This window comes from Desulfovibrio ferrophilus (assembly GCF_003966735.1).
GTDB lineage: Bacteria > Desulfobacterota > Desulfovibrionia > Desulfovibrionales > Desulfovibrionaceae > Desulfovibrio_Q > Desulfovibrio_Q ferrophilus.
Window position 1 is genome coordinate 1,077,469 of the sequence record NZ_AP017378.1, and the last position, 17,004, is coordinate 1,094,472.

Annotated in this window: 13 protein-coding genes; 9 read left to right on the plus strand and 4 right to left on the minus strand. The window is 53.2% G+C overall.

Annotation, left to right across the window (positions count from 1 at the left end; all coding sequences use genetic code 11):
- Positions 1-95: 95 nt before the first annotated feature.
- A complete protein-coding gene (locus EL361_RS05010; protein WP_126377223.1) occupies positions 96-3,080 on the minus strand; it encodes an MATE family efflux transporter in 2,985 nt (994 codons plus the stop codon).
- A 294-nt stretch (positions 3,081-3,374) separates the two neighbouring features.
- Between EL361_RS05010 and EL361_RS05015 the strand changes: the two genes are divergently transcribed.
- From EL361_RS05015 to EL361_RS05040, 6 genes are all read left to right on the plus strand, one after another.
- The gene (locus EL361_RS05015) at positions 3,375-4,694 is read left to right on the plus strand and encodes a PAS domain-containing protein (RefSeq protein WP_126377225.1); all 1,320 of its coding nucleotides are present in this window, start codon (positions 3,375-3,377) and stop codon (positions 4,692-4,694) included.
- A 370-nt stretch (positions 4,695-5,064) separates the two neighbouring features.
- Positions 5,065-5,811 (plus strand): FadR/GntR family transcriptional regulator, encoded by a 747-nt coding sequence (locus tag EL361_RS05020; RefSeq protein WP_126377227.1) that lies wholly within the window; start codon positions 5,065-5,067, stop codon positions 5,809-5,811.
- Positions 5,808-6,086: a hypothetical protein gene (locus EL361_RS05025; protein WP_126377229.1), complete on the plus strand. Its 279-nt coding sequence runs from the start codon at positions 5,808-5,810 to the stop codon at positions 6,084-6,086. Before EL361_RS05020 ends, EL361_RS05025 begins: the two co-directional genes overlap by 4 nt.
- 66 nt (positions 6,087-6,152) lie before the next feature.
- Positions 6,153-7,571 carry a hypothetical protein gene (locus EL361_RS05030; RefSeq protein ID WP_126377231.1) on the plus strand — a complete coding sequence of 473 codons (1,419 nt, stop codon included), beginning with the start codon at positions 6,153-6,155 and terminating at the stop codon, positions 7,569-7,571.
- 19 nt (positions 7,572-7,590) lie between these two features.
- Positions 7,591-8,748 (plus strand): MBL fold metallo-hydrolase, encoded by a 1,158-nt coding sequence (locus EL361_RS05035; RefSeq protein ID WP_126377233.1) that lies wholly within the window; start codon positions 7,591-7,593, stop codon positions 8,746-8,748.
- 69 nt (positions 8,749-8,817) lie between these two features.
- Positions 8,818-10,647, plus strand: coding sequence for a CobW family GTP-binding protein (locus tag EL361_RS05040; protein ID WP_126377236.1), 1,830 nt, complete (start codon positions 8,818-8,820; stop codon positions 10,645-10,647).
- A 103-nt stretch (positions 10,648-10,750) separates the two neighbouring features.
- Here EL361_RS05040 and EL361_RS05045 read toward each other — a convergent pair whose 3' ends face one another.
- Positions 10,751-11,638, minus strand: a complete 888-nt coding sequence (locus tag EL361_RS05045; protein WP_126377238.1) for a LysR substrate-binding domain-containing protein — start codon at positions 11,636-11,638, stop codon at positions 10,751-10,753.
- A gap of 83 nt (positions 11,639-11,721) precedes the next feature.
- Here EL361_RS05045 and EL361_RS05050 point away from each other — a divergent pair, with 83 nt between their 5' ends.
- From EL361_RS05050 to EL361_RS05060, 3 genes are all read left to right on the plus strand, one after another.
- Positions 11,722-12,081, plus strand: coding sequence for a carboxymuconolactone decarboxylase family protein (locus EL361_RS05050; protein WP_126377240.1), 360 nt, complete (start codon positions 11,722-11,724; stop codon positions 12,079-12,081).
- Positions 12,082-12,185: 104 nt separating this feature from the next.
- Positions 12,186-13,175, plus strand: coding sequence for an ABC transporter substrate-binding protein (locus EL361_RS05055; RefSeq protein WP_126377242.1), 990 nt, complete (start codon positions 12,186-12,188; stop codon positions 13,173-13,175).
- A 385-nt stretch (positions 13,176-13,560) separates the two neighbouring features.
- Positions 13,561-15,741 (plus strand): glutamine synthetase III family protein, encoded by a 2,181-nt coding sequence (locus EL361_RS05060; protein WP_126377244.1) that lies wholly within the window; start codon positions 13,561-13,563, stop codon positions 15,739-15,741.
- A 104-nt stretch (positions 15,742-15,845) separates the two neighbouring features.
- Here EL361_RS05060 and EL361_RS05065 read toward each other — a convergent pair whose 3' ends face one another.
- Together EL361_RS05065 and trhA are read right to left on the minus strand one after the other, a co-directional pair.
- Positions 15,846-16,274: a PaaI family thioesterase gene (locus EL361_RS05065; RefSeq protein WP_126377246.1), complete on the minus strand. Its 429-nt coding sequence runs from the start codon at positions 16,272-16,274 to the stop codon at positions 15,846-15,848.
- A gap of 69 nt (positions 16,275-16,343) precedes the next feature.
- A complete protein-coding gene (gene trhA, locus EL361_RS05070) occupies positions 16,344-16,997 on the minus strand; it encodes a PAQR family membrane homeostasis protein TrhA (protein WP_126381305.1) in 654 nt (217 codons plus the stop codon).
- Positions 16,998-17,004: the final 7 nt, after the last annotated feature.

The window sequence follows — 17,004 nt, forward strand, 5'->3', positions numbered from 1 at the left end:
CATTTTATTTATTCAACAATGAAAGTGGGATGGACAAAACACTTGAATGTCTGCTTGAAGTGAGCGGAGTCATGAGAAATCCCCTGCTCCATTCATCAGTCCAGCACGGCCAAGGCCGTTTGGGAGCGCGCCGCCACCCGCTGAATCTGGTCCAGATAGTCCTGCACATTATCCAGATAGAAAGCCAATGAACCGCTGAAATGCTTGCCCACCAGGCCATTGACCAGCATCACGCTGATCTCCTTTTCCCGTTGCAGCACATACTGCGAGAGCAAGAAGGTCCGGCGTTCCTCGGGCGACATGTCTCGCATCATGGAAGCCATGACCGATCTCGCACGGGGTTGGTACATCCACATATACATGAAATCCAGAGCGTTAACGATAACGATTCGTTCCAGCCCCTTTTGTTCGGTGGACAGCGTTTCAATGAATGCCTTGGGCATTTCCAGGAGTTCGATCACATCGTCCTGAGGATACATCATCTCCAGTTGGGCATGGGTGTCGAACATTTGCTTGATTTTCTGCTTCAGATCACGCCTGCGCAAGGCAATATACTTGCTGCGATCCGCCAGACCTTCGATCACGCCAGCGATGCAGTCCGAAGCGAATTTGGAGATGATGGCCGCCCATTTTTGCAGGATGGCATCCACACCCACAACGCCGTTGAACAGCAGCAATTGCCCCACCATCCCGTTGAACATGAAGGCCAGAGGGATGGAAAGCATGCTCCGGAACAGATTGCCGACAATAGCCGAACGCGGCAGGCCGCGCACAATGTTGTGGCCCGAGATGTACAGACCGTTGACAATGGCCATGATGGTATAGAGCAGCAAAGGGTTGGTGCTGGTATTGATGCCCAACCCCTTGTCCAGCAACTCCATTTTGACCAGCCAATCCAATAGCGGCACGGAAAAACCCGTGAACAACAAAGAATCCGAGAGCCGATCCCAGCTGACCAGGTCCTTCCACTTCAGGAGCCGGGAGCGGCGCAAACCGCCACAGCCCAGAACGGACTGGATGATATTGCGAAAGCCCGTGATGGTGAACCAGATCAGAGCACCGAACCAGGCCAGCAGCCACCAGTCCTTTGTAAAATAGAAGGACGCCGCAGCCGGGAGCAACCCCAGCAAAATCTTGAGGCTGTTCTTCAGTTTGCTGTTTAAATAGCTCCATTGCAGTCGTGGGCGTCCGCCTTTGGTCTGTGTGGGGGACGTTTCCACAGGGGGTTGGTTTACCTTTCCCCCCAGGGCATGAAGGTTGCCTTTTCCATGGCGAGGCAGGCTGTATCGCCCCTTGAGCCAGCAACGAGAGGTATCTGATGTCAATAGACGCCCGCCGGGAAGGCGTTGCAGTAAGGCATCCAACCGGGAAGGCGAGGGACGAGGGCTGTAGGTCACCTGCTGCTTGACGCTCAGGAAGAGCGGGAGTGCTTCGTGCCTTCCGTCTTTGCTCTTGCGGATACAGCGTTGGGCGCGGGGCGGCAGTGTTTCCGCCACCACGATGCCCATCCCGTGGCGCAAGGTGGATTTGCCCGTGGAATCCGTTCCCGCACGTGAGCGCAGGGGCCTCTTGCGGTACAACCCATAGAAATCATGCAGTTTTTCGCGTAGCTTCAGCAGGCGTTCCCGCTTTTGCTCTTTTTGCGGTGCCGTGCCGTCCCGCAGGTCGTCCATGACCTTGTTCAAAAAACGTTTGCAGCGGATGGCATTGGCGGAGTTGAGCATCTCTTGCAGCTTAATTGCCTGCCGGTAAATATCCCCGGAACCGGTAGCGTGAGCTCGAAGATTCAGGGTTTCCAAGTGGGTTACCGCGGCATTGCACTCCGCCAGCACGATGGTCATATCAGCAAGATCAAGGCCTTCGGGGTCCAGGGTAATCCAATTGTGAGGATGGATGCTCCCAAGCATTTTGGTCAATGAGGCCGGGGTATGGCGCAGAAGTTCGGGCACATCTTCATCTTCGGAAGGCACAAAAGGGTTGGGGATGTCCGGGTTTGCCGTCGGGGCCAGCCATGTGGACAGAAGATACTCAGAGTCCAGCTGGTCGTGAAATTCAGTGCCCATCAGCAACGAGAGATAGTTGGCCAGCTGGTCAACCGATGGTTGACCAGCGCCGAGGAAGCGGGAAAAAGCGTTGAGATCGATTTCGGGGACGTCAACGCCCTCTTTGCGAGCCATCTCGAAGCGCAGTGTCTTGTTGAATTTGTCCACAAGACGCCACACATATTTCTGTTGGAAAGTAGAGACTTCCCGACCCTTGCGCATCAGTTCCTGCACCGAGGAGGTTTTCAGGAACCCCATGAAATCTTCGGCTTCCGTCAGGTCCCGAGGCGTCCAGAGCAGCTTCACATAGCGCCCCATGTGCCGGGCACGTAATTCGACGCAGATGCGCACGGAAAGCCCCATGATTTCAGCCGCATTCAGGACTTCCCAAGCCACTTTCGTGGGAATGTGATTGTAATAGATCAGGGTCACTTTGCGCAGTCCCTTGATCCATGCATCCATCACCAGATGCGAAGGTGTCTTGCGTCCCTTGCTATAGGCATCGTGCACGTGGTCATCAAAAGCCAGCTGCTTCCGGTCCTCGTGCATCTCAAGCAGGTGGTATTTCTCCAACTGGTCACGAATCATGCGGGGCTTGCCCGAAACACAGAGCCGGAAGTCGTGGGCAAGCTGCAACTGCTTGAGATCATTTCCCTTGGAACGCACAAGCTCTTTCATGATCTGAAGCAGAACTCGTGACGTATTGTAGCGCATGGCGCTTTGAGGCGCGGTCAGAATTTCGTCACGCAGGGTTCGCAGTGCTGCCAGTCGTTCAACGGCCTCACCCGACTCCAGAGAACCGAGAAGGTTGACGACCGAGTAAGCGATGCGCAGGCCAAAGGTGGTGGCCATTTCCTTGATACCATTGGGATGGAGATACGGCGCCAGGAGTTTTTTCCAGCCTGCGTAGCCTCCACGTTCCAGCACATCGTTTACGATGCGCAAAAGCTCATAGTCTTGCCTATCGAAAAGCAGGCGGCGCTCCCAGATATTCTGGGGAGCGACATCGTCCAGATTCATTTCACTCTTGGAATTCATACTATTATCTCACTGTGGCTTCATTGTAATATTCATGAGAATAATTTCACGAGGATTCAAGGGAGTAAAGATAAAAACAAAATATTCCGTATTTTTTTTTCGAATAATCAGATATTTTGATCAAAATATAGCACACGTCGTCATAAACGAAAATGCTTTGCATCATGCAGGGAGGAATTCATCCCCCCTGGTGGCTCTTGCGGCTGAGGTGCAACGAACACGGGTCAAAGCTCAAGCCCTGTTGACCCCTCAGGGCAATTCCACTATTTGATGCTGTTGCAGGAGAATCACTATATGCGCGACTCAAAGACAATTACCCAAAGCAGGGGCCGGAATATTCCCATCGAAGATCTTCAGAGCTTTGTGGGCGATTTCCCGGCGCTTCTCTGGCGTATTGAAATCGCCAAGTCGCGTATCGAATTCCTCAACGACTACCCTCTCGCACCTCTGGGTGAGGACGCCCGCCTTTTTTTGAAGAACAAGAATTTTCGCAAGCAACTCCTGCTGCCTGAAGATGCTCATCTGCTGGACGCCTTCATGGATGCCGTGAAGGAAGGTCGCACCATGGCCACTGTTTTCCGTGTCCATGCCCCGTCCGGCGGCGTGATGTGGCTCAAGCTTACTGGTGCGGTCAACACCTCCGACCCTCGCTATTATTATGGCTATTGCCTGGACATCAGCGATACCGTTGAGGTGATTCAGGGTATTCAGCAAAGCGACAACAAGGCGCGGCTGCGCATCGATAATGTCCCCACTCCCGTGATGCTGGTGGACTTCAAGACACGCCGGCTGAAACAGGCTAATGCCGCTGCTCGCGACCAGTTCGGTTTGCCCCGCTCCATGGGGGGCAAGCGCCCCGAGTTTGCAAGCCTGTACCCGTCCTCCGTGACCAAGGCCGTTGATCGTATCCTGGATGATTTGCCCTTTGAGCACTCCTGGAGCGGTAGGCTGGAGTTCAAAAACGTGCAAGGCGACACCTTTATGGCCGACAGCACCCTGCGCTATGTGGGCTGGAAACAACGGGCATTGGTCAGGATCTCCATCATTCCCGTCGAACAGAAACAGCAGCACAGGGCCGAACCCTCCGCCATATCCCAGTGTGGGCCCGGAGATATGGATTGTCTGTCCAAGGAGTTGCTGAAAGACGCTCCTGATCTGTCCACCATGTTGGATCGACTGATGGATCATCCACTTATTCAGGAAAATTGCGACGCCATAATGCTCTCCGACATTCATATTCGTAAGAACAAGGTCATTGTTTACGGTGCGGGTGAGGTGCTGGAAGGTATGACAACAGGAGAGGAATTCTCCTACAAAGGCACTGTGGCCGAGGATATCGTGCGTTTTGGGCTGGACCATCTTGTGGTCGATGACACCATGGACAGCATCAAACCCATCGACTGGGCCTTGTTCATCCCTCGGGGCATTCGCTCGTATTTTGCCAAGCCTTTTTATGAACGCAAGGTGCTTCGCACGGTGGTCATTCTTTGTTCCACCGAGCCGAACCGGTTCACTGGGCTTGGATCTGAAGCCTTTGAATCCATCCTGGGCACCCTGAATTCCGCCACGCGCACCTGGCGTCGCAATACCCGTACGCGCTCTTCAAGCTCGTAGCCCTCTCTGTCCAGCTTCTTCTTTCAAACCCACAGACTCTGATCATTTTTGATGATCAGGTTGTTGGAATCGTGTCGCCATTTTTGTCTATAGCTGACGCATGATTCTCTCTGTTTCCTCTTCCTTGCATTCTCTTTTTTTCCTCGCGACCAAGTAATAGCCTTGCTTCCTTCGCTTTTCACCCTGTGTGGACTGACCAACTAGTCAGCGCACTTTTTGTTTGATTGGCTCAACCAATACTGGAATCGGTCTAAAAAAACCCCTATTGTGGCCTAAGTTCAGAACAAAATTGAATAGTATTTGTCATTGTGTTCAAACTCTCGCTAATTGGTAACTCCAATACGTGCTGAAAAAAGCACAGAGGTGTGGGATGAGCAAGAAGGAACAGGCGCTCAAGCAACTTGGTCAGATCATCATGGATCTGGAACTCAAAGCCGGAGATCGTCTGCCGTCCGAGCGTAAGCTGGCGACGAAGCTGGGTGTGAGCCGCAACACCCTGCACGGCATCCTGCATTCTCTGGAGGCCCGCGGCCTGTTGAAAATTCGACCAGGAAGCGGCTGCTACCTGCGGGTCCGTATCTCCGGGCTTCAGGATAACCCTCTCGATATCACCCTCAGTCCCGAAAAGGTCGTGGCCGATCAGCTGGAGGCTGCTTACATGCTGCTGCCCATGGTCGCCGAACACGCCGCAAGTCATATCGGCGAACGGCAACTGGACGAACTCAAGCGCTGTAGCGTGGATATTTCACGCAGTATCTTTCAGAAATCTCCTGAACTCGTCTGGAACGAAAGCCTGACCTATTTCCGGCTCATGGCAATGGGTACGGGCAATGATTTCCTGGTACGCACTGTGGAGCAGATCTGCTCCTGCGACATGGCCGCCTACGACATCTTCTTTACCCTTGAGCGTGAAGAACGCGAGGCCATCTTTGCCGATCACATCAAGCTTTTGCACGCCCTGCGGGCCCGCGACGAGGAATGGGCCAAAGCCATCACGGAAAATTTCTTTCTCAGGATGTGCAGTATCCTTGAGGAACGTGAAAATATCACCATGACGGATGTGGTGTATCGCGCGCTACGAGAGCGGGCTGAGCAAAACGGCGGAGAGGACGCATGACGATCCTGACGCGCAGACAGCTCTTTCGGGGAGCAGTCAAGGCCGGACAGCGCATTGCTGACACGGCCACCGGCAAGGAAACCAATAGTCAGACAGATCAGGTGGACCTGTCTGCGGAGTTGGAAGCCATTGCCGGGGATTTCCCCCCTGAAATGCTTCAGATGGAAGCAGAGAGGCTGGGGCTGGACCCGGATTCCCCCGACCGCACAAAACTGCTGACCGCCGTGTATGAAGCCATGGCAGCAGCAGGAGGGCCGAGGGCACCCGGGCAGTAACCGAAGGCCAGGCGCGGGGGGTGAGGCCCCTGCACCCGGCAACCACCTTCCGAAGAGGAGGTTTTTATGGAACGGTACGGTGAAGGATACTTGGAGGAGCGAAAGCTCGTCAAGCGTTGGTCGGGGCCAATCCCCGCCTTGGTAAGCTTGGCGCTGACGCTCGGTGTTTTCTATCTCACGTGGTGGATCTTCCAGGACCCACGCGGCTTGATGCGCATGTATACCCCGTATGTGGGCTACATGTACTGCCGTTGGTGGCTGATCATGATGATCTGGATGGTCTACATCTTCAACTTCTGGCCCTTCAAACGCAAGTGGCTGGAGAACACCCACCCGCTCACAAAAGGCGTGGTGCTGACTCTGGTTTCCACGGTCATCCTGGTAGGACTCATCAAGGGCTTTTTCGAAGGCCTGATGGGCAACTACGGATTGGCCTACTTCAACCCCGAACAGCTTGAGAAACTCCCTGGTATTACAAGCTTTTTCGCCATCGAGTATGCCTCGTTGGCGATCTTGATGTTTGCTGCCATCGCGTCCTGGCTGTCACCGGCCTGGGTCGTGGCCTTTGAAGAAGCCCCGTGGGAAAAGATGAAGCAGCCTGGCAAAGGCTTCTCCATTCTGATCATGACCTTCTTCCTGTCCACAGTGGTCTACTTCGTGACCATGCACCCGCACATGGGCATCCTGTATCATCCCTGGCAGTACTTCACCTCCATTGCTCCGCCCTACTGGGAGCAGTTCGCCAACACGGTTTCGGGCAATTTCCACGTGTCCTGGATCATGTGCTGTACGGTGGTGGTCTGGCTGGTGGAGACCATCTGGGAACGCTATCCCTTCAGTCTGATCAAAAACGATTGGGCAAGGCGCTTTGCCGCTTTCTTCGGCATCATCGCCATTGCCCTGGCTATGCACTTCTTCCTGTATTTTGCGCAGGAACTGACCTGGGGCGAAGCCATCCGTGGTACCCGCCGAGCCTTTGCACCTGACTGGCGTTGGCTGCACGTGGGTGAAATGGCCATCTTCTTCCTGGTGCCTGCCCTGTTCGTAACCTTCTATTGCGACAACTGGCCCAAGAAGTATTCCCTGCCTGTCAACGTGCTGCTGCGCACCATTGCCACGACCGTTGGCGCCATTGCGCTGTACATCGTCTACTACAAGACGTCGCATGACTTCCTGGGCACCCAGAAGGGCTTTTCGCATCCGCAACAGTTCCCCATGATTCCCATGATCTGGCTGGTCAATATCTGGCTGGTGCATCATTGGTTCATGGATAACTGGCCGGCATGGAAGATGGTTCCCAAGACTGTTGAGGAAATCGAGGCTGATCACGCCGCCAAGCTTGCCGCCATCGAGGATGTGCGCCTGAACTCCAAGTTCGGCGTGGGCCTGGGTGCTGGTGTGGCAATGGGTGTGGCCTTCTACTTCGTCACTGTCTGGGCGCTGCCCGCGGTGTACGCCGCCGTTAACATCATCCCCGGCAAGTAGCCCGGAACAGGAGACTCGCATGTCTGACAACATCAAGCGTCGTGACTTCCTGAAGGGGGCCGCCACTGGCGTGGGTATTGGTCTGTTGGGGGCCATGGGGCTGTATTCATACTCTCCCATGCGCAAGAGCCATTTCCAGAAGGCCGAGCGCAAAATGGCCGACATTGGCGTGTGCAAGAGCATCAAGGTCACCAACATCTCGGAGACCAGCTGGTTCGAAAATGCCGTCCTCATGGGCGACATCAAGGGCGCGGGCGGTTTGCTCGTGAACCAGTATGACTATAACTGGCCGCCATTTGGTAACGGCAAGGGGCTGGGCAAGGGGTCTTATGAAGACGGCATGGCCAAGATCAAGCATCTGCTCCCCGACCGTCTGGATGAGGCTTGGAAGATCATCGAAGCCAACTGCGTGAACGTGGACAATGCCGGTGGCTATGCCGCTCTGATCGAACTGGAGCAAATGGACGGTGCCAAGCGCAAGTTCCTGCTCGACTCCGGCTGGTCCTATAAGTGGACCGAAGAGTGCTTCAAGCGTGAAGGCATCGACAAGATGCTGGAAAACAAGGAGATCGAAGCTCTGTTCTTCTCGCATGAGCACTTCGACCATTACTGGGGGTTGCCCGTCACCCTGAAGTACGACCCCGAGATCACCATCTATATCCCCGAGGGCTTCTACCCCGAGGGCCTGCAATACATCAAGGATTGCGGACATAAAGGCAAACTCATCACCGTCAAACCCGGTCTGCAGAAGATCATCCCCGGCATGTCCAGTTATGTCTTCGCCATTCCCATTATCTGTCGCGTGTACGGCGAGCAATCGTTGTACTTCAACGTGGCGGACAAGGGGCTGGTCAGCGTGACCGGCTGCTGCCACCAGGGCATTATCCGCTTTGCGGAAACGGCCTACAACGAGATCAAATACGAAAATGACAATTGCCACGGCATCTACGGAGGCCTGCACATCTCGCCCTTCGACGACTGGGATCCCAAGTACGATGACCTGGTGATTTCACTGGGCAAGTATGGATTCGAGCGCATTGGCTGCAACCATTGCACCGGTGTGCTCTGCGCCAAGAAGTTCATCACCGCCGGGTACCCGGTGATTGAAGGCACGGCGCAGTATCGTTCCAAGGATAAGGCCTATCTCGGCAACGGTGACACCATCACCTTCGGATAATCAACACCACCATCCGTATAGGTCGGCCACCCAGATTGTTGGGTGGTCGGCCACCCCGGAGTATTCATCGTGCAGACAAAATTACAAACACTGCTGCCCCCCGCAGTTCTGGAAGATCCCGAAGTCGCTGCCGCAGAGTTGCCACGGGCGCTGATGGCTCGCACGAATTTCATCCCCGGTGTGCGCCACCGTCTCGGGTGGCGAGGCATGCGCGATTGTTCAGCCACTCAGAACGGATTGACAGTGCGCGTCACAGGTAAGTCCGGCGTGTTCGGTCTTGAAGCCGAGTCCGCGTCCATGAGTGACAATGTGGGCCGGGCAGCATTTCGATTGTATTATTTCCCTGACCCAACGGAAGAGGTGATAGAGTCCTACAGCGTGCAGGCGGGCATCATCGCCCATGGCAGGGACTATTTGGATCGTGTGCGAGACTTTACTCAGCACGACGATTTGCGCGCTCTGTTTGGAATTGCCCGGCTTGAATCGACGTATGTCCCCGACACGTCGGGAATATGTTTGACTCTCACTGCAGTCAATTGCGACGAGATACGTTCTCTGGATGGACTTGTGGTCCAGACCCCGGAGGGACCGGTTCAAGCGATCGAACCTGGTGGTGTGGATCAGAATCTGCCCTGCTGGGAGACAGCCTGGCCTTTGTTTCAAGCTCTTGCTGCCTCGGCCAGCTATTGTCTTGGCGTTAGCCCGGATCGTTTAGAGCAATACACGGGCCTTGGAACCTGTCGTGTGTATGGAGCGGGCCTGCCGTTGCGTTGGGAACAAAGCGATACGGCCCATATCCTCAATCTCAGTCTGGGATATTCCTTTGAAGAGCCTTTGCCGGTTCCTGATGGAGATGGGCAAGCTGAACTGGTCTGGAAGGCGCCATCGCCCATCCCAGAGGCCTTTGCGAACGCCCCCTGGTGGGACCCGAACATTCCCGGAGCAAAAAACAGCTTTGACAAACGCACCATGGGCATCACCGACAAGCCGAGACTGATCGTTCTGACTGGATTCCTGGGGGCGGGAAAGACCTCGTTTCTGGCACGATTCATCGAAAATCAAGCATCCAAAGGCGGTTTTGTCGCCGTTATTCAGAATGAGATTGGCCAAAAAGGTCTGGATGGGAAACTTCTCGGTCAGCATTTTGCGGTTACGGAAGTGGACGAAGGCTGTGTGTGCTGCACTTTGGCGGGTAGCCTGCGCCTTGCTCTGGCCGATATTCTATCAGAATTTCAACCCGACTTTGTTGTTCTTGAAACGACAGGATTGGCCAACCCATCGAATCTGTTGCAGGAAATCGCCGATTTGGACGATATGTTGGACTTTGCCTCGGTGACCACGATATTGGACGCAGTGAATGCTCCCAATGCCCTGGCAAACCATGAGGTGGCGCGAAGCCAGGTCCGGCTGGCCGATGTTCTGCTGCTGAACAAGATCGATCAGGCCAACGAGGCTGACCAGAATGCACTCTGCGCTCTGGTGCGAGAGTTGAATCCGTCAGCCCCCATGCATCACACGATGCACGGCGACATCTCACCCGCCATGCTCTACGGCGTTAATTTCAGACAACGCGCCTCCCGCCCTGCTCCTCAGCTTTTTCCCATGGGCAAAGCTCCTTCCCATCAGCAGGACGACATTTCCAGCGCCGTCATTTCCTTTGATGCTCCCCTGGACCGTGCCCAATTTTCGCATCAGGCCGAATCCCTCCCCTCGCATATCCTACGCGTTAAGGGTGTCGTCGATTTTATCGATGCCAGTGCTCCCGAAGTGTTTCAATACGTTCCGGGGTCTTACAGTCTTACTCCTGCAGACGCAGATACTGGCGAGCGTTTTCTTGTTGTCATTGGTCAGGATGCCAAAAATGCAGCTAAGGGACTGTTTGCGGCTCTACAATCATGATTTTTGGTCACATATTCTTGAAAAACTACCCCGGTCAGCGTCAACCTGTCCGGGGTTACATTTTTGTAGGTTTTGTGCAGTTCGTCATCATGACACAGACCAATTAGAGGACAAGCTCCTTTGTTTCGCGGATGGCCTCGGTGACGTGGCTGGCAAATCTATCTACGATTTCAGGTTGAGCTCCTGCGCTGAGGTGCAGGCTCATGGTCACGGCCGGTAAAGGGGGCATTCCCTCGGCGTTGCCATAGATTCTGCAGCCAGGAGCAACGATGCTGCGTGTCAATGGCGCAACGGCCAGTCCGGCTCGGACTGCCGCCAACACACCTGCAACGCCAGGACTGGCATAGGCAATGCGGTAGTTTACCTTGGCCTTTTCAAGTGCTTCCAAAGCCCACCGGCGATAGGTACAGCCCTCGTGAAAAACGGCCAGGGGCAGTGGTTCATCACTTTGAGAGAATCCCCGCTCAGGACCTATCCAGCACAGAGCCATCTTTCCTACGGACCTCCCACCCTCCAGCCCATGAGACGATGTGCACAAGCAAAGATCCAACTCTCCCGCCGTCAATGCCTCCAGAAGCCGAGGGCTGGTGTCACAAAGAACATCCACACGTACAAGAGGGAACACCTCGGCAAAACGCTTGAGAATCACTGGCAGATGGGTTGATGCGTAATCTTCTGGCGTTCCAAAACGTATGACCCCTTTGGTTTCTGGCGCACTCAATGAAGCCGCAGCCTCATCATAGAGCCTCAGGATACGCAACGCATAGCGATACAGCGTTTCTCCGTCCGCAGTCAGCACCACACCCCGGGCTCGTCGCTCAAAAAATACGCAGCCAAGTTCATCCTCAAGTCTTTTGATCTGCATGCTCACTGCGGATTGTGTCCTGTTCACAAGGCGCGCGGCACCAGTGAAACTGCCCGAGTCCGTGGCTGCAACAAAGGTTCGCAATAAATCCGGTGACAGCAGGTGTGAATCTTTTCCATCAAACATTCTTATGGATACTATGAATTAGATTCGTTTGTCGAATGTCTTGAATGTGACCATGATGTTTCACCTCAAACAAGGAGAGAACAATGATCGAAAGCCAAGTTGAATTGAAACAGAGTATTGCCAATGGATTCGAGCTATACAAGAAATTGATGCCCGAGATCGCTGCCGCTTATGATGAACTGCCTGCGGAAACCTATAAGGATGGCGCACTGACAGGAAAGGAAAAACGTCTGATGGCAATGGTTGCAGCGCTTGTGGGCAGATGCCGGGCCTGTATCATTTACCAACTTGATTATGCCATTGAACTGGGGGCGACACAGGATGAAATCCTCGAAGCCTGTGCCGTCGCTATTTCTCTTGGCGGGACCATGGCCGCAGGCGAAGTGACACGGGTGATGCATTATCTGGATGAAACAGACCTGCTGAATAACCAAAATGTCTAAGCATGAATAATAACATGATATTATTATACTTTTCTTATGACGATCAGTGCATCTTACCTAATTAAAAACTGGTTGGGGTATCCTGAATCTGGTATTGATTAAATATGAGACAATTTTATGTTGCTGTAGTGACCCTGTTGATGTCCTTATTTTTCGTCATTTCAGCATATGCGGAAACCAACAACCAGATACTGATTATCGAAAGCTATCACCCGGTGTTGGAGTGGACTCGGCTATGCGAAGAAGGAATTAGGGAAAATCTACGAAATAATTATGAATTCCACACCTTTTATATGGACACAAAGCGCATTGCCCCAGAGAAATTTCAAGAACAGGCAGACCGTGCCTGGGAAATGTATCAGGAGATAAAGCCCGATCTCGTCATATTGGGTGATGACAATGCCTTGCGCTTCTTGGGAAAACGGTTTGCCAACACCTACACCCCTGTCGTTTTCTTTGGCATAAATAATAATCCCCGTAATTATTTCGATGTTTCACCAAAAAACATCACAGGCGTCTTGGAGCGCACCCCTTTGATTCCCTGGCTAAGGTATTTACGGGAGATATTGCCCAAAGCTCAAAGAGCACTTGTCTTGATGGACAGTAGTCAGTCCTCTACGTCGATCATCAACGTCACTTTCAAGGACCGCACGGAAATCTCCGTCAGTGGCATGCATGTGGAATACAAGATCGTATCAGACTGGAATGAATGGCAAAACACGATCAAGCAGCAAGCCGAATTTGACCTGATAGTGTCCCCTACATTTCATTCCATCAAAGTTAAATCTGGTGGGTATATAGATGTGGAAGACCTCATTAGATGGACCTCGAAAAATAGCGATGTCCCGTTCTTCACCAATCAGGATTATACGGTGTTCCCAGAAGGAGCGGTTGGGGCATATACTTTGGATGCCAAGGCTCATGGCGCCCAAGTTGCAAAAATGGTGGCATCAATCCTGGAGGACAAGATTGTCCCAAGAAATATGATGTACATTATGGACCGGCAGGGACTTTTTGTTTTTAACGAAGCTCAACTCAAGCGCTTTGGAATCTCAATTCCGGAGCCTATCAATTCTAAAGCGACCTGGCGCTAGTTATCATTTTGGACTTTCCCTACCTTCATAGCATTGTTAATGAGAGCTCTGCCGTTGCAGGGAGCTAACAATTGGGCTAATTTTGATGTTGCATATTCAGTCATTTTTATTTTCTTTCCTCATGCTCTCTCGCCCCTACCGCTAATGCTCATTCTACAAAAACGTACTTTTTTGGCTGATCAAACAAGTTGAATTATCCAAAAATGTAAAATAAAAAATATACCCTCAATGAGAGTTCAATGATATTCGTTTGAAATCTTGAGATATTTTTGCTGTGGCACAGCGCTTGTTATAAGGGGATCCAGTTGATTGTTAAAATATATCATTGCCCTTATCGGCCCACTGAGCCACAAGCAGTTGAAACATTAGTGCAAGGAGAAACTTCATGAGCGGTTACCAGTCCCGTCAGGACGCCATTAAAGCGGTCACCAGCTATCGACCGACCCACGCCCCCCTGGACTTCACCGAGACCAGCGCCAGCGAAATTTTCGGTTGCAATGTGTTCAGCATGAAGGTCATGGAAGAGCGGTTGCCCAAGTCCATTTTCAAATCTTTGAAAAAGACTGTTGATAATGGTCAGCAACTCGACCCCTCCATTGCCGACACCGTGGCTGCAGCCATGAGAGATTGGGCCGTATCCAAAGGTGCAACTCACTATACCCACGTGTTCTATCCGCTGACCGGCCTGACCGCAGAAAAGCACGACGGCTTTTTGGAGCCCGACGGTAAGGGCGGTGCCATGGCCGAATTCTCGGGCAAGCTGCTGATTCAGGGCGAGCCCGATGCCTCCAGCTTCCCGTCTGGCGGCCTGCGCGCCACTTTCGAAGCCCGAGGCTACACCGCCTGGGATGTAACCAACCCTGCCTATATCACCGAGAATCCTAACGGGACATTCCTGTGCATTCCCACTGCGTTCGTTTCCTGGACTGGTGAAGCTCTGGACAAGAAGACCCCTCTGCTGCGCTCCAATCAAGCCATTGACGAACAGGCTCAGCGCGTTTTGAGGCTGTTTGGACATGATACTGGCGAACGGGTCAATTCATACGCTGGTCCCGAGCAAGAGTACTTCCTGGTTGATCGCAATTTCTATTTCGCCCGTCCTGACCTGATGCTGACTGGCCGCACCCTCTTTGGTGCCAAACCCGCCAAAGGCCAGGAATTGGATGACCATTACTTTGGTGCCATTCCCAATCGTGTGTTGTCTTTCATGTTCGAGGCTGAACGCGAGTTATACAAGCTTGGCGTCCCGGTCAAAACCCGTCACAACGAGGTGGCCCCCGGTCAGTTCGAAATTGCCCCGCTGTACGAGCAAGCTAACCTGGCCACAGATCACAACCAGATCATCATGACCACCTTGAAAAAGGTCGCCAAACGCTATGGTATGGCCTGCCTGCTGCATGAAAAACCCTTTGCAGGCATTAACGGCTCCGGCAAGCACCTGAACTATTCCATCGGCAACAAGTCCTTGGGCTCCCTGTTTGATCCCGGTGATACCCCACATGAGAACATGCAGTTCCTGGTGTTCTGCGCCGCCGCCATTCGCGCCGTCTACAAGCATGGCGACTTGCTGCGCGCCGTTGTCGCCACAGCTGGTAACGACCATCGTCTGGGTGCCAATGAGGCTCCTCCGGCGATTCTGTCCGTCTACCTCGGTGAACAGTTGGCCGACATCTTCGAACAGATCAAAACCGGCAAATGCAGTTCCTGCAAGACCAAGGGCATGCTCACCGTGGGTGTCGACACCCTGCCCCCGCTGCCCATGGACGCTGGAGACCGCAACCGCACCAGCCCCTTCGCTTTTACCGGCAACCGTTTCGAGTTCCGCGCTGTTGGTTCCAACCTGTCCATCGCTGGCCCTCAGGTTGCTCTGAATACCATCATGTCTGAATCTCTGGACTATATTGCCACCGAACTGGAAGCCAAGACCAAGGGTGACCCCAAGAAACTCAGCGCGGCGGTACAGAAGCTCCTGCAATCAATCATGAAGGAATGTGGTTCCATCATCTTTAATGGTGACGGTTATGCTGACGCCTGGCAGAAAGAAGCCAAGAAGCGTGGTCTGCCCAACCTGAAGACCTCTGTGGAAGCTCTGCCCATCATCACCAAGAAAGAAGTGGTGGCGATGTTCGACAAATACAAGGTCCTCTCCCCCCGCGAGCTGGAAAGCCGTGAGGAAGTCTACTTCGAGCAGTACATCCAGGCCTTGGTCACCGAAGCCCTCTTGTGCGTCAAGATGGCCAAGACCACCATTCTGCCTGCAGCCCTGCGTTACATGGGGCAGCTGGCTGACACCTGCGCCAGCATGAAGGCTATCGGTATGGATTACGAGATGATTGCCCTGGAAGACGTGACCGCCAAGACTCGCGGCCTCAAAGCTGCCATGGCCGAACTGGAGAAGCTGACCGAAAAGGATCATAAAACCATGAAGGCCCATGCTGCATTCATGTGCGACAAGGTTCTGCCTGCCATGCTGAAGGTCCGCAGCTTTGCAGACCAGCTGGAAGAGGTTGTGGCCGACGACCTGTGGCCCTTGCCTTCCTATCAGGAAATGCTGTTTATCAAGTAGAGCAACGCCTCCACTTGTTCAGACCTACGATAAAGGCCCGCTGTCCTCACGGATGGCGGGCCTTTTGCTTGTATTTATGGCTCAATATTCAGGAAATTACATTCTCAATGTTTTCTTGCCTTGCGGATATTGTATACGGCCCGCCCTTCGGCCAGTACGCTCTGAGGCTCGCCTTTGGCATAGACTTGAACGTGGGCATTGCCCACGCGGTTGCCATGGAGCTTGATATGCCCTTCGGCCACCAAGTCGCAGCCAATGGCGGGCTTGAGATAATCCACCCTCAAATCAATGGTGGAAATACGGTCGGCTATCCCCGAAGCCGCCCAGACAGTAAATCCACCGCACGTATCCACAAGGGTGGAGATGACCCCTCCATGAATCGCCTTGCGCCGTGCGTCACCGACCAAATTATCTGAATACGGGATGCACAGCTTGCACATCCCCGGTTCCAGGGCAAGAAGCTTCATGCCGACGTATTTGTTATATGGAATTTGATTTTCAATCAGGTCTTTGAAAGCGTCGTAATCGGTCATGCTGGAAACTCGCGTAGTGTGAGAATGGATAATTGAACAGGATAATCCATCAGAGGCATGGAGGCATGCTTAGGCGAAACGGGTCACATAGCGGTACATCACCCAGAAATGGGAAAAGGTCCCCATCATCACAAAGATGTGAAAAATTTCATGAAATCCAAAATACTTGGGCCAGGGATCAGGCCTCTTCAAAGCATAAATGACTCCGCCGATCGTATAAAAGAGTCCACCTGCCAGCAACCAGCCCAGAGCTGCGGGTGGCAGTGTTTGGAACAACGGATAGACACCGACCACCACAAGCCATCCCATGAGCAGATAATTTGCTGTAGACAGCCAGCGCGGAGCATTCATCCAGAACAGTTTCAGTATCAGACCAACCAGGGCCAGCCCCCAGACTGTTCCAAACAAACTCCAACCCCAGGCACCCCGGATAGGGATCAGACAGATGGGCGTATATGTCCCTGCAATCATGAAAAAAATCATGATATGATCCAGTTTGCGCAATCGGGGCGTTCGTTTTTCGTCGTAGGGAATCAGGTGATAGCAGGTACTGGCCACATACAGACCGATCATCGTGGCCCCGAACACTGAAAAGGTAACGAGATGCCACGGCTTGACCGGTGACGAGGATTCAACCAGCAGGAGCACCAGACCGACAATAGCCAGAAGAGCACCCAACAGGTGCGTCAAACCACTCACTGGGTCGCGTAGGCTCTTGTACAACGAGATC